At 67.8% G+C, this 13749-nt stretch carries 12 protein-coding genes and 1 other RNA gene; 10 read left to right on the plus strand and 3 right to left on the minus strand.

Annotated features, from left to right (window positions below; genetic code table 11):
• Positions 1-177: 177 nt before the first annotated feature.
• Positions 178-2511: an ATP-dependent Clp protease ATP-binding subunit ClpA gene (gene clpA, locus HLH28_RS00840; protein WP_182953221.1), complete on the minus strand. Its 2334-nt coding sequence runs from the start codon at positions 2509-2511 to the stop codon at positions 178-180.
• Positions 2512-2678: 167 nt separating this feature from the next.
• Positions 2679-3065, minus strand: coding sequence for an ATP-dependent Clp protease adapter ClpS (gene clpS, locus HLH28_RS00845; RefSeq protein WP_182953223.1), 387 nt, complete (start codon positions 3063-3065; stop codon positions 2679-2681).
• Between the two features lie 429 nt (positions 3066-3494).
• Between clpS and HLH28_RS00850 the strand changes: the two genes are divergently transcribed.
• From HLH28_RS00850 to ggt, 3 genes are all read left to right on the plus strand, one after another.
• The gene (locus tag HLH28_RS00850; protein WP_182953823.1) at positions 3495-4505 is read left to right on the plus strand and encodes a D-alanyl-D-alanine carboxypeptidase family protein; all 1011 of its coding nucleotides are present in this window, start codon (positions 3495-3497) and stop codon (positions 4503-4505) included.
• A 122-nt stretch (positions 4506-4627) separates the two neighbouring features.
• Complete coding sequence (map, locus tag HLH28_RS00855) at positions 4628-5437, plus strand: type I methionyl aminopeptidase (protein ID WP_182953226.1); 810 nt, start codon at positions 4628-4630, stop codon at positions 5435-5437.
• Positions 5438-5498: 61 nt separating this feature from the next.
• On the plus strand, positions 5499-7304 hold the full coding sequence (ggt, locus tag HLH28_RS00860; RefSeq protein WP_246395598.1) for a gamma-glutamyltransferase: 1806 nt from the start codon (positions 5499-5501) through the stop codon (positions 7302-7304).
• Positions 7305-7439: 135 nt separating this feature from the next.
• On the opposite strand, the gene nudC is transcribed toward ggt, so the two are convergent.
• Positions 7440-8396 (minus strand): NAD(+) diphosphatase, encoded by a 957-nt coding sequence (gene nudC, locus HLH28_RS00865; RefSeq protein WP_182953228.1) that lies wholly within the window; start codon positions 8394-8396, stop codon positions 7440-7442.
• A gap of 66 nt (positions 8397-8462) precedes the next feature.
• Here nudC and ffs point away from each other — a divergent pair.
• The 7 genes from ffs (at position 8463) to HLH28_RS00900 (ending at position 13748) form a co-directional block, all read left to right on the plus strand.
• Positions 8463-8559, plus strand: an RNA gene (gene ffs / locus HLH28_RS00870) — signal recognition particle sRNA small type.
• A gap of 68 nt (positions 8560-8627) precedes the next feature.
• Positions 8628-10685 carry a DNA polymerase III subunit gamma/tau gene (locus tag HLH28_RS00875; protein ID WP_182953230.1) on the plus strand — a complete coding sequence of 686 codons (2058 nt, stop codon included), beginning with the start codon at positions 8628-8630 and terminating at the stop codon, positions 10683-10685.
• 13 nt (positions 10686-10698) lie between these two features.
• Positions 10699-11022 carry a YbaB/EbfC family nucleoid-associated protein gene (locus tag HLH28_RS00880; RefSeq protein ID WP_182953232.1) on the plus strand — a complete coding sequence of 108 codons (324 nt, stop codon included), beginning with the start codon at positions 10699-10701 and terminating at the stop codon, positions 11020-11022.
• Between the two features lie 33 nt (positions 11023-11055).
• Positions 11056-11649 (plus strand): recombination mediator RecR, encoded by a 594-nt coding sequence (recR, locus tag HLH28_RS00885; protein ID WP_182953234.1) that lies wholly within the window; start codon positions 11056-11058, stop codon positions 11647-11649.
• A 13-nt stretch (positions 11650-11662) separates the two neighbouring features.
• Positions 11663-12448, plus strand: a complete 786-nt coding sequence (locus HLH28_RS00890) for an SDR family oxidoreductase (protein WP_408869807.1) — start codon at positions 11663-11665, stop codon at positions 12446-12448.
• A gap of 11 nt (positions 12449-12459) precedes the next feature.
• Positions 12460-12861 (plus strand): dihydroneopterin aldolase, encoded by a 402-nt coding sequence (gene folB / locus HLH28_RS00895; RefSeq protein ID WP_182953240.1) that lies wholly within the window; start codon positions 12460-12462, stop codon positions 12859-12861.
• Complete coding sequence (locus HLH28_RS00900) at positions 12858-13748, plus strand: EamA family transporter (protein WP_182953242.1); 891 nt, start codon at positions 12858-12860, stop codon at positions 13746-13748. The genes folB and HLH28_RS00900 overlap by 4 nt, the downstream gene beginning before the upstream one ends.
• Position 13749 lies beyond the last annotated feature (1 nt).

The following is a 13749-nucleotide window of genomic DNA, read 5'->3' on the forward strand; positions in this document are numbered from 1 at the left end:
CGGGCCTTGCCCGAACCCGCCAGGGCCCTGAGGCCCTGGCCCCCCGATCATGAATGAAAACGATTGGTTTCCAAAGACGACGGCCTCTGGCGGGTTTCAGGGCAGAGCCCTGGGCTTGCCATAAGAAAAAGGGCCGCACGGTGATGCACCGGGCGGCCCCTCCTTCATCGGGACGGATCAGCCTGCGGCTTCGGATTCCCGCTCGCTGCCTTCGTCGCCCTCGGCCGGGCTATCGGGGGTGGATTCGATATATTCGAAATCCAGCGCCCCGTCCTTCAGGGTGATCTTCACCGCGCCGCCCTTGACCAGCCGGCCGAACAGCAATTCCTCGGCCAGCGGCTTCTTGATGTGCTCCTGGATCACGCGGCCCAGCGGCCGTGCGCCATAGAGGCGGTCGTATCCGCGCTCGGCCAGCCATTCCTTCGCGGCCGACGAGATCTCGATCGTGACGTTGCGGTCGGCCAATTGCGCTTCCAGCTGGAAGACGAATTTCTCGACCACGCGACCCACGATCTCGGGCGTCAGGTTGGCGAACGGAATGACCGCATCCAGGCGGTTGCGGAATTCCGGCGTGAAGATCCGCTTGATCGCCTCCTCGTCCTCGCCCTCGCGGGAATCGCGGGCGAAGCCGATGGCCTCCTTGTTCAGGTCCGCGGCGCCCGCGTTAGTGGTCATGATCAGCACCACATTGCGGAAATCCACGGTCTTGCCGTTGTGGTCGGTCAGGCGGCCATGGTCCATGACCTGCAGCAGGACGTTATAGAGGTCGGGATGTGCCTTCTCGATCTCGTCCAGCAGCAGGACGGCATGCGGATGCTGGTCGATGGCGTCGGTCAGCAGCCCACCCTGGTCGAAGCCGACATAGCCCGGCGGCGCGCCGATCAGGCGGGAAATCGAATGCCGTTCCATATATTCGGACATGTCGAAGCGGACCAGCTCGATGCCCAGCGTCTTGGCCAGCTGCTTGGCGACCTCGGTCTTGCCAACCCCGGTGGGACCGGAGAACAGATAGTTGCCGATCGGCTTCTCGGGATCGCGCAACCCGGCACGCGACAGCTTGATGGCCGCCGTCAGGGCTTCGATCGCCCGGTTCTGGCCGTAGACCATGCCCTTCAGATCGCGCTCCAGCGTCCGCAGCGTCTCCTTGTCGTCGGACGACACGCTCTTGGGCGGGATGCGGGCGATCTTGGCGACGATGTCCTCGACATCCTTCAGGGTCACGGTCTTGCGGCGCCGGTTCTCGGGCACCAGCATCCGCGATGCCCCGACCTCGTCGATCACGTCGATCGCCTTGTCGGGCAATTTGCGATCATGGATGTATTTGGCCGCCAGTTCCACCGCGCCGCGAATGGCTTCCTCGGTATAGCGGACCTTGTGGTGGCGTTCGTAATTGCCTTTCAGGCCACGCAGGATCTTGACCGCGTCCTCCAGCGTCGGCTCGGCCACGTCGATCTTCTGGAACCGCCGGACCAGCGCGCGGTCCTTCTCGAAATGCTGGCGGTATTCCTTGTAGGTCGTCGAGCCGATGCAGCGCAGCGTGCCCGCCGCCAAGGCCGGTTTCAGCAGGTTCGAGGCATCCATCGCCCCGCCCGAGGTGGCGCCGGCGCCGATCACGGTATGGATCTCGTCGATGAAGAGGATGCTGCCCGGATTGTTGTCCAGTTCGGTCACGACGGCTTTCAGCCGTTCCTCGAAATCGCCGCGATAGCGGGTGCCGGCCAGCAGCGCGCCCATGTCCAGCGAATAGATCGTGGATTTCAGCAGGACTTCGGGCACGTCGCCCTCGACGATGCGCTTGGCCAGGCCCTCGGCGATCGCCGTCTTGCCCACGCCGGGATCGCCGACATAAAGCGGGTTGTTCTTGGTGCGGCGGCACAGGATCTGGATCGTGCGCTCGATTTCGGAATCCCGGCCGATCAGCGGATCGATCTTCCCGTCCTCGGCCTTGCGGTTCAAATTGGTGCAATAGGCCGTCAGCGCATCCTGGTTCTTCTGGCTGCTCTTGCCGCGTTCCTCGCGCTCGCCTTCCGGGCTTTCGGGCGCGCTGCCGGAAACGGGGCGCCGCGTCGAGCGGTCGGGCGCCTTCGCGATCCCGTGCGAGATGAAGTTGACGGCGTCCAGCCGGGTCATGTCCTGCAGTTGCAGGAAATAGACGGCGTGGCTCTCACGCTCGGCGAACAGGGCAACCAGTACGTTGGAGCCCGTGACCTCGTCCCGGCCGGTCGATTGGACGTGGATCGCCGCGCGCTGGATCACGCGCTGGAACGCCGCCGTGGGCTTGGGATCGACCGTCCGGTCGGACGCCAGCCCCGCAAGATCCTTGTCCAGAAATTCCGTCAGGTCGGACCGCAGCTTGTCCAGATCGACGCCGCAGGCGCGGAAGACCGTGACCGCGTCGCTGTCATCGACCAGCGCCAGCAGCAGATGTTCCAGCGTCGCATATTCGTGTCTGCGTTCCCCGGCGAGGGTCAGGGCACGATGAAGCGTCTGTTCGAGATTGCGTGACAACATGCCAGGACGCTCCTTTTCCAAAAACGGGCGGGGGGCCCGGGTAAGGCTACCGGAAAATCAGGACCATATTTGGTGTGTTTCGATCGGAAAGCCAGTGGAAAGAAAAATAATTCGCCCGTCCATGCGCTGGGGACGCGCGTCGTCGCCCGGGGCGGGATTCCCCGGGTTCAGTCCTTCTCGATCGTGCATTGCAGCGGATGCTGGTTCTGCCGGGCGAGGTCCATTACCTGCGTGACCTTGGTTTCCGCGACCTCGTAGGTGAAGACGCCGCAGACGCCCACGCCGCGCTTGTGGACATGCAGCATGATGTCGGTCGCCTCCTCCCGCGATTTCTGGAAAAAACGTTCCAGGACATGAACGACGAACTCCATCGGCGTGTAGTCGTCGTTCAGCATCAGGACCTTGTACATCGCGGGCTTGCGCGTCTGCGGGCGGGTCCGCACCACGACGCCGATGGTGGGCGAATCCGGATTGTCGGACTGTCCGTCCTGGTCGTTGCCGCCGCGCCGTGCCGGGTTGTTGCCGCCATGGGCATGATGAGGGTGTTCGGACATGCGGGCGTCGGTTCCAGGAGACCCGGCGAGGGGAAATGCAACAGCCATGTTGATACCATATTGGAAAGGCGTGTCGGGTTGAAAGGGCAGGGGGCCAAATTAAGCATGTTTTGCGGGCCGGAGCGGATCAAAATGGCGGGTGTCTCCGCATCGAAGACCGCCGTCGCATGCATGGGTCATCGGCCTGCCGGACGAAAATGCAGCATTTTCTTTCTGTTATCGTTGTTTCCTCTGGACGGGTTCCGAATATTGCCCATAAAGTCGGCGGATGATGCGGATCCGGTGACGGGGGAACGGGTGGTGGCCGACTGCTCTAGGGTGCTCGAGAAGCAGGGCTGGTTCGCCCGTTTGCGCCAGATCGCGTTCCTGCCGCACCGGCGGCGGGCCGTCCGCCTGTCGCTCGGCCTCTCGGCGGGCTGGGTCGCCGCGATGGCGGGGTTCGCGCCCCAGGCCCGCGCCCAGTATGTCGGACAGCTGAGCTCGATCGTCATGGATGCCCGTACGGGGGCCGTCCTGTCCCAGAGCAACCCTGACCTTCAGCGTTATCCGGCCAGTCTGACCAAGCTGATGACGCTCTACCTGGCTTTCAAGGGCCTGCGGGCCGGCCAGGTCTCGCTGGATCAAACGGTGCCTGTCTCGGCCCATGCCGCCTCGATGGAACCGTCCAAGCTGGGGCTGGTGCCTGGCAGTTACCTGACCGTCGAGCAGGCGGTGCTGGGGCTGGTCACGAAATCGGCCAATGACGCGGCCTGTGCGCTGGGTGAATTGCTGGGGGGCGGGGACGAGGTCCGCTTCGCCGACATGATGACCCGTCAGGCGCATGCCCTGGGCATGACCAACACGACCTTCCGCAACGCATCCGGCCTGCCGAACGCGGAACAGGTGACGTCGGCCCGCGACCTGGCGATCCTGACCCGGCAGATCATTGCCGAATTCCCTGAATATTATCATTATTTTGCAGTGCCGGCCTTCTATTTCCATGGCCGGCAGGTGCCCAACCATGACCCGATGCTGCGGGTCTATCCCGGTGCGGACGGGCTGAAGACCGGCTACACCGCCGATGCCGGGCGCAATCTGGTGACGTCGGCCATTCGCGAGAATGTCCGACTGATCGGCGTGGTGCTGGGTGCGCGGACGAACCCGCAGCGCAGCGCGGTGATGGCCAGCCTGCTGGATGACGGTTTCCATCAGGAAGGCGTCGCTGACGTGCCGCGCGTCATGGTCCTGGCACGCGGGCGGACCCGCCACGGCCGGGCGGCGATCATGCTGGCCGCGGCGTCGCGTTCGGCCGGTGCCGGGCCCGAACAGCTGGCCGAACTGCCGGTGGCCTCGCGTCGCCACACGTCGTTGCGGCATGGGCATGCCCACCTTCCGGCCCATGTGCACATGGTCTCCGCAGGGCATGCCGTTCACCGCCATCGTGGCGCCAACCACGGCTGACCGGCCGGCCTGAAAACCGCACTCAGCGGGGCATCGCCCTTGCCTTGATCGAACGACCCGCGCATTTATCCCCATGATGATGCCGTTCCGGCGGCTGGATGGGATAGCGAGAGGGCATCGACATGGACGGCGATACGGACGCAAGGCGGGTTATTCTTCATACGCCAGAGGATTTCGTCGGCATGCGCGCGGCGGGCCAGCTTGCGGCCCGGACGCTGGACATGATCGTGCCCCACGTCACGGCCGGGGTCACGACCGAGGCCCTGGACCGCCTGATCCACGATTTCATGCTTGACCACGGTGCGACGCCGGCCACGCTGGGCTATCGCGGCTATCCGAAATCCAGTTGCATTTCCCTCAACCATGTCGTCTGCCACGGCATTCCGGGCGAGCGGCAGTTGCAGGACGGCGATATCCTGAACATCGACGTCACCGTGATCCTGGATGGCTGGTTCGGTGATACCAGCCGCATGTACACGGTCGGCGCGGTGCCCCGGAAGGCCGAGAAGCTGATCGACGTGACGTACGACGCCCTGATGCTGGGGATCAAGCAGGTCCGTCCCGGCAAGACGCTGGGGGATGTCGGGCATGCGATCCAGACTTATGCCGAATCCCATCGTTTCTCGGTCGTGCGGGATTTCTGCGGCCACGGCATCGGCCGGACATTCCACGCCGCGCCGAACGTGCTGCATTACGGGCGGCCCGGGCAGGGCCTGGTGCTGCGGCCGGGCATGTTCTTCACCATCGAACCCATGCTGAATGGCGGGCGCCCGGACGTGAAGGTGCTGGATGACGGCTGGACCGCCGTCACGCGCGACCGTTCGCTGTCGGCCCAGTTCGAGCACATGCTGGGCGTCACCGAGGACGGGTGCGAGATCTTCACGTTCTCGCCGGCCGGTCTCGACCGGCCGCCCTACGATACGGCCCGGTGACGGCCGCGCCTGTCCTGCGTACACGCGCCTGCGCACACATCCACAGATCGAAGGGACCATGATGCGGTATTCCATCCTGCGACGGCGCCTGGCCGCGTGCATGCTGGCGGGTTCGATGCTGGCCGGCATGATTTTGCCCGCCATGGCGGCATCGGTGCCCCCGTCGGCGCCTGCGCCGCAGGGCGATGCCCTGACCTTCGGTGGCGGGCCGGTCGCGCTGGGCCCGCTGGCGCCCGCCGCCGGGCAGCATGGCATGGTCGTATCGGCGCAGCATCTGGCGTCGGAGGCCGGGGCACGGATCCTGGCGCAGGGCGGCAACGCGGTGGATGCGGCGGTGGCGGTGGCGTACGCACTGGCCGTCGTCTATCCGGCGGCGGGAAATATCGGCGGGGGCGGGTTCATGACCCTGCGCACGCCAGATGGCCGGACGCAATTCGTCGATTTCCGCGAACATGCGCCGCTGGCCGCGACTGCCACCATGTTCCAGGATGCGAAGGGCAATGTGATTCCGGGCCTGTCGATCACCGGCTGGAAGGCCGTGGGCGTGCCCGGTACCGTCGCGGGGATGGACCTGGTGCTGCATCGCTGGGGGCGGCTGTCGCGCCAGCAGGTCATGGCGCCGGCCATCGCCCTGGCGCGGGACGGTTTCGTCCTGGCCGACGGCGACATCCAGTTGCTGAATACCTCGACCGCCGATTTCGCGCGTGACGCCGAGGCCCGGAAGATCTTCCTGCGGCCGGACGGCACGCCGCTGATGGCCGGCGACCGGCTGGTGCAGGCCAATCTGGCCCGGACCTTGTCGCTGATCGCGCGGGACGGCGCCGATGCGTTCTATCGCGGGCCGATCGCCGACGAGATCGTGCGGGCCGGCCGGGCAGGGGGCGCCATTCTGCAGGTGGAGGATTTCCGCAAATATGCCCCGCGCGTCATGGCGCCGCTGACCTGTTCCTATCGCGGCTATCGCATCGATACCGCCCCGCCGCCCAGCGGCGGCGGCGTCGCGCTGTGCGAGATCCTGAACATCCTGTCGGGCTACGACATGCGTGGGCTCGGGCTGCATACCGCCCCCGCGGTCCAGCGGGAGGTCGAGGCCATGCGCCATGCGTATGCCGACCGCCAGGACCTGGGCGATCCGGCCTTCGTCCATAATCCGGTCCGGCATCTGATCGATCCGGCTTACGCCGTGCAGGTGCGCGACGCGATTCCGACCGACCGCGCGGTGGCGTCCGACTCGCTGCGTCCGGGCATGGCGCAGCCGGAAAAGCACGAGACGACCCAGTTTTCGGTCATGGACAACAAAGGACTGGCGGTGTCGGTGACCTATACGCTGAACGGCTGGTTCGGCGCCAAGGTCCTGGGCGGCGGCACCGGCATCTTCATGAACGACGAGATGGACGATTTCTCGTCCCGTCCCGGCGTGCCCAACATGTTCGGCATCGTCGGCAGCCGCGCGAACGAGATCGCCCCCGGCAAGACGCCGCTGTCGTCCATGTCGCCCACGATCCTGTCGCGCAATGGCAAGGTGGTCATGGTGATCGGCAGCCCGGGCGGGTCGCGGATTCCCACGATCGTCCTGTCGGCGATCCTGGGCGTGGTCGATTACGGGCTGGACATCCAGCAGGCGGTCGACCTGCCGCGCATCCACGAACAATGGCAGCCTTCGCATGTCGAGGTGGAGCAGGGCGCCTTGACAGCCGAGGTCGCCCGGACCCTGACGCAGGAAGGCTATGAGATCGCGCCCCACGCCCCCTGGGGACTGGCCGAGGGCATCCTGGTCGGGGGGCCGCGCCTCGGCGAACGGGGGACGGCGCGTTATTATGGCGGCTTCGACCGCCGCCATGCCGGCGGTGCCGCGGTCGGCGAATAATCCGGTGCCGCGTCAGGTAGGGCTGTTCGGCGGTGCGTTCAGGGCCCTGCCCTGAAACCCGCCAAAGGGCATTGCCCTCTGGAAACCGGTCGGCCGGTCCATGATCGATTCCGGCCGGAAGGGTTGGTCCCCTTTTCAGGGGCTGCTCAACCAGTCTTCTATCATCCTTCGCGCGATGGTCGTGGATGCCGGCAGGGTGAAGCCCAGGGCGACGTGGTTGCGGATGTCGTCCCGGGTCAGCCATCGGGCCTCGACGATTTCCTCGGGATCCAGCCGGAGTGTATCGTCGGCGCCGATGGCGACGGCGGTGAAGGCCAGCATCAACGTGCCGGGATAGGGCCAGGGCTGGGATGAGTGATAGCGGATGTGTCCGACCTGGATGCCCGTTTCCTCCAGCACCTCGCGCGCGACGGCTTCCTCGGGCGTTTCGCCGGGTTCGACGAAGCCGGCCAGCGCCGACAGCGTGCGGCTGTCGGGGCCGAAGCGGACGCCGCGCGCCAGAAGGACCCGGTCCTGCCGCCGCACCAGCATGATGACCACCGGATCGGTACGGGGGAAATGCAGGTGGCTGGAATCGGCCGTGCAGACCAGGCGATGCCCGGCCTGGTCCGGCCGGTTGGGCGCGCCGCAGACGCCGCAGAAGCGCGTGGCATTGCGCCAGTGCACGAGGCCCCGCGCCTGGGCCAGGATGGCCGCCTGGTCCGGCGGCAGCAGGCTGGCCAGCGGGCGCAGTTCCATGAATCGGCCCCGGGCCCGGGGAAACAGCAGTTCGGGCTGGTCCATCAGGCTGAGATCCAGGGCGAAGAGCGGGCGTTCGTCCAGGTAGCCCAGGAACGTCCAGTCCGCCGCTTCCAGGATTTCGGGTGTCATCAGCGTATCGCGCCGGGTGGGCAGTTCGATCCGCGCCCGGTCGTCGGCTTCCCGGACGATCAGATGCAGCCCGCGCCAGCAGGGCAGGAACAGCGTGGTGGCCTTGAGGAGATAGAACGCGATTCGCGCCGCGTCCGCGCGGTCGTGCGCGGCACGGTCGAGGGGACTGCCGGAATAGAAGTTCCCACCTTTGAGGGGGGGCGCATATGGGGTGGTGCTCATGGCGTGCCTCTTTTCCCTGTCCACCCTCTTGTGCCCGACACCCGGTTGCGTGTTAAGAAGGCGCCGGGAGACCGGCTGTGGACGGGCGCCTTGCCAACCCGGTCAGGTCCGGAAGGAAGCAGCCGCAGTGAGTTTCGCCCGGGTCATCAGTCCGGTCTCCCACCCCGGGAAACATATCCCCGATCGCGCCGCCGCCCCGGGCCTGGCGCCGACATCTACCCGGAAGCATCGATGATTGTTTCGTCGGACCAGGATCGCGCCGACGCGGACGATCTGCCCGTGCCGTCGCCCGATGACGGCCCCGGCCTGTTCGGTGACGCGCCTGCTGCCCCTTCCGCGTCGATTGCGCCGGCATCCGTCCCCTATCGGGTGCTGGCACGCAAATACCGGCCGACCACGCTGGATGACCTGATCGGTCAGGATTCGACGGTACGGATCCTGCGCAATGCCTTCGCCCTGGGGCGCGTTGCGCATGCGTTCATGCTGACGGGCGTGCGCGGGGTAGGCAAGACGACGACGGCGCGGATCATTGCCCGGGCCCTGAACTGCGTCGGGCCGGACGGCACGGGCGGCCCGACCGCCGATCCATGCGGGGTCTGCGCGAATTGCGTCGCGATCCTGGCCGACCGCCACCCCGACGTGCTGGAAATGGACGCGGCGTCGCGCACCGGTGTCGACGATGTGCGCGAAATCATCGAGGCGACGCGCTTCCGACCCATGCAGGGACGGATGAAGGTCTTCATCATCGATGAGGTCCATATGCTGTCGCGCAACGCCTTCAATGCGTTGCTCAAGACGCTGGAGGAACCGCCGGCGCAGGTGACCTTCGTCTTCGCCACCACCGAATTGCGCAAGGTGCCGGTGACCGTCCTGTCGCGGTGCCAGAGATTCGACCTGCGCCGCGTGCCGCAGACCGACCTGGCCGCCCATTTCGGCCGCATCGCCCAGGCCGAAGGTGCGCTGTGCGCGCCCGACGCGCTGGCGCTGATCGCGCGCGCGGCGGACGGTTCGGTGCGTGACGGCCTGTCGCTGCTGGACCAGGCCATCGCGCAGGGCGCGCATACCCGGGACGCGGACGGCGCCCCCGTCCGGATCGAGGCCGATCTGGTCAGCGACATGCTGGGTCTGGCCGACCGGGGACGGGTGTTCGACCTGCTGGAGGCCGTGCTGGTCGGCCAGCCCGACCGGGCCCTGGCGATTACCGACGAGGCCCATGCCCGGGGTGCAGACCTGGGCGTCATGCTGGGCGACGTGCTGGAACTGGTCCATACGGTGTCGCGCCTGAAGGCGCTGCCGGCGCTGCGGCACAGTCGCGAACTGCCGGAGGCCGAGCGCGAGCGTGGCGGCGCGCTGGCGGACCGCCTGTCCGTACCGGTGCTGGGGCGGACGTGGCAGATGCTGCTGAAGGGCCTGTCGGAAATCGAAATGGCGCCGGACCGGCGCGAAGCCGCCGAAATGATCCTGATCCGCCTGTGCTACGTGGCCGACCTGCCGCCGCCGGGCGAACTGGTGCGCCGCCTGGCCGGCAAGGACGGCCCAGCCCCCGATGCGACCGTCCCGGCGGCGTACGGAGCGCCCGCTGCGGCGGGGGGATCCCCGGTCACTGCGGCGGGGACGGGCGTGGCCGGGGGCGGCGGACACCACGCCGGCGGGATGCCCGTCACGGCCCATGGCGGATTGCGGATGGTCGCCAACGGCGGCGTGCGCGTGGCCGACCTGTCGCCGGCCGACCCCCAGGCCCTGGTCGTGCCGGAGCACGAATCGGAGCACGAGCCCGAGCCGGAGAGCCGGTCCGAGCCGTCCCCCCCGGCGCTGGCGACGTGGCGCGAGGTCGTGGCGTTCGTCTCGGGCAAGGATGCGATGCTGCATGGCCATCTGCGCCATTCCACGCATCTGGTCGCCTTCGCGCCGCCGCGGATCGACCTTCGGGTGGACCGGGCCGGGTTGCCGGGCCTGACCCGCCGGCTGGAGACCCTGCTGCGGCGCGAGACGGAGACGATCTGGGAGGTCCGGTCCTCGACCGAGCAGGGCGAGCCGACCCTGGCGGAGCAGGGGGCGGAGATCATCCAGTTCCACCGTGCGGCGGCCGAGGCCCATCCGCTGGTGCGGGCTATTTTCGCGCGCTTTCCCGATGCCCGCCTGGGGGCCGTGACCGATCATTCCCTTGACGATTACGGCCTGCCCCCCGAAGAGGCGGCATCTGCCATGCTGGCGCCGGATCTGGAATTCGCGCCCCTCGACGCCGACCTGGTGGATGAAGATGATCTCGACATGAACGACGACAGGTGAGGAGACGACACCGATGAAGAATCTAGCCGGCCTGATGAAGCAGGCGACCCAGATGCAGGCCCGCATGGAGGAAATGCAGACCACGCTGGAAGGGATGACGATCGAAGGCAGCGCGGGCGCCGGCATGGTCAACGTCACCCTGAACGGCAAGGGCGACCTCAAGGCGGTGAAGATCGACCCCAAGCTGGCCGATCCCTCGGAAATGGAAATGCTGCAGGACCTGCTGGTCGCCGCCTGCGCCGACGCGCGCAAGCAACTGGACGAGCGTGCGGCCGAGGAAATGAAGAAGGTCACCGGCGGCATGAACCTGCCGGCGGGCCTGAAATTTCCGTTCTGATCCCACGGCGCGGCGGGGCATAGGGGCGGCGCGATGGGCGGCACGGATATCGAACGGCTGATCGCGCTGCTGGCGCGGCTGCCGGGTCTGGGTCCGCGTTCGGCCCGTCGCGCGGCGCTGGCCCTGCTGCGGCAGCCCCAGACCCGCATGCTGCCGCTGGCGCAGGCGATGGAGCAGGCGGCGCGCGCGGTGAAGACGTGTGCGACCTGCGGCAATCTGGACACGCGCGACCCCTGCGGCATCTGCGCCGATCCGGCGCGCGATCGCGGGCTGGTCTGCGTCGTCGAGACGGTGGGCGACCTCTGGGCGCTGGAGCGTGCGGGCGTGCATCGCGGCGTCTATCAGGTGCTGGGCGGCACGCTGTCGGCGCTGGCGGGGCTGGGGCCGGAGGATTTGAATGTCGGCCCGCTGTTCGCCCGGCTGGAGCAGGGCGGCGTGCGGGAAATCATCCTGGCCCTGGGCGCCACGGTCGAGGGAGCGACGACCAGCCACTGGCTGCAGGACCGCCTGGCGCGGTTCGACGTGCCCGTCAGCCGCGTCGGGCAGGGCGTGCCGATGGGTGGCGCGCTGGACGTCCTGGATGACGGCACGCTGGCGGCGGCGCTGCTGGCGCGCCGGCCGGCCTGAAAGACACATGAGCATGTGGCCCATTCCCCCTTCCATTCCCCGGGTGGCGTTCGTGACCGGCGGGGCGATCCGGCTGGGCCGCGCGATGGCGCTGGCGCTGGCGGATGCCGGATTTTCCGTCGTCATCCATTATCGTTCGGCCGAGGACGAGGCGCGACGGACGGTGGCCGACATCGCGGCGCGCGGGGTGGGCGCCGTCATGCTGCGCGCGGACCTGTCGCGCGAGGCCGAGGTGACGCCCCTGCTGGCGCGGGCGGCCGAGTCGCTGGGGCCGGTCGGGGTGCTGGTGAACAATGCCAGCACGTTCGAGCGCGATGAATGGGACGATGCGACCCGGGCCGGCTGGGACGCGCATCTGGAGCCCAACCTGCGCGCGCCCTTCGTCCTGATGCAGGATTTCGCCCGCCACCTGCCCGAGGGCGCGGAGGGCATGGTGCTGAACATGCTGGACGAGCGCGTCTGGTCGCTGACGCCGCATTTCGTCAGCTATACCGTGTCGAAATCGGCATTGTGGACCCTGACGCGCAGCATGGCGCTGGCGCTGGCGCCGCGGCGGATCCGCGTGAACGCGATCGGGCCGGGCCCGGCGCTGCCCAGCCCGCGCCAGTCGGCCGAGCAGTTCGCCCGGCAATGCGCGTCGGTGCCGCTGGGCGTTGGCACCTCGCCGGACGAGGTCGCGCGGGCGGCGCTGGCGCTGCTGTGCCTGCCGTCGGTGACGGGACAGATGCTCGCCCTGGATGGCGGGCAACACATGCAATGGTCGCCGGCCCTGCGTCCCGGCCTGGCCCCCGAGGAATAAGACATACCGCAATGGCCATCTTTCCCGCCTGGCCGGAGCAGCCGCCGCTGCGCCGCGTCTTCCTCAAGGACATGGTGCTCGACGCCAATATCGGCATCTATCCGCACGAACAGGGCGTGACCCAGCGGATCCGGGTCAACATCTCGTTCGGAGTCGCCGACGAACCTGGCCTGGCGGTCGGACGCGATGATCTGAGCCGTACCGTCTCGTACGAACGCATCGTGCTGATGGTGCGCCGGATCATTGCCGAGGGCCATGTCCGCCTGGTCGAGACGCTGGCCGAACGGATCGCCATCGGCGTCCTGGCCGACGATCGGGTGGCGGTCGTGCGCGTGCGTGTCGAGAAGCTCGATATCTTCGACGATCTGGACGCGGTGGGGGTGGAGATCGAACGGCGGCGGCCGGTGCCGTGACGGCGGCGATCCTGCTGGGTCTTTCCGCCGCACTGTTCTACGGCACCGGGGATTTTCTCGCCGGCTTCGCCAGCCGGGCGATCGGCGTCCTGCGCATGATGTTCTGGAGCCAGGTCACCGTGTCGGTGGGCATGGCCGCCGCGATGTGCGTGGCGGGCCTGGGGGCGTGGCGGCCCGTCTATGGCGCGGGCTGGGCGGTCTGGGGATGGGCGATCGGCTCCACCTTCCTGATCCTGGGGGCGTCGGGCCTGTATTTCCGGGCGTTGCAGGTGGGCCGCTTTTCGGTCGTGACGCCGGTCATGGCCTGCTACGGAATCGTGGCGGCGCTGTGCGCGGCCGCATTGGGCGAACCCCTTCGGGCGTCGGTGCTGCCGGGGGTGATCCTGGCCATCGCCGGCGGCGTCGTGTCCTCGATTCCGCCAGCGGGGGCGGGGGGCGACGACCCGGGCGCGACAGTCGCCAGGGGAGGTGGCGAGGGGGTCTGGCTGGCCGCGCTGTCGGCCTGTTTCTATGGCGCCGGGTTCTGCGTGCAGGGGCGCTTCGTGACCCCGTACCTGGGGGCACTGGGGACCGTGTGGGCGTTCTATACCGTCGGGATGGTCGTCCTGCTGGCGGTCGCGCTGCTGATGCGGGGCGACATCACCTTTCCGGGACAGCATTACGGCGCCGTCACCGCGCTGACCGGCCTGCTGTCGGGACTGGCCTACCTGTCGCTGTCGGTCGCCGCCGGTCTGGGCAGCATCGCCCTGCCGACCGTGCTGTCGTCGCTGACCAGCATGGTAACCGTCCTGCAGGCGCGCCTGATCATCCGCGAACCGGTGGCGACGCACCAATGGCTAGGAATGGTCGGGGTCCTGGTCGGGCTGGCGGTACTGAACCTGGGATAGG

The sequence above is a fragment of the Gluconacetobacter tumulisoli genome, assembly GCF_014174155.1.
Taxonomy (GTDB): domain Bacteria; phylum Pseudomonadota; class Alphaproteobacteria; order Acetobacterales; family Acetobacteraceae; genus Gluconacetobacter; species Gluconacetobacter tumulisoli.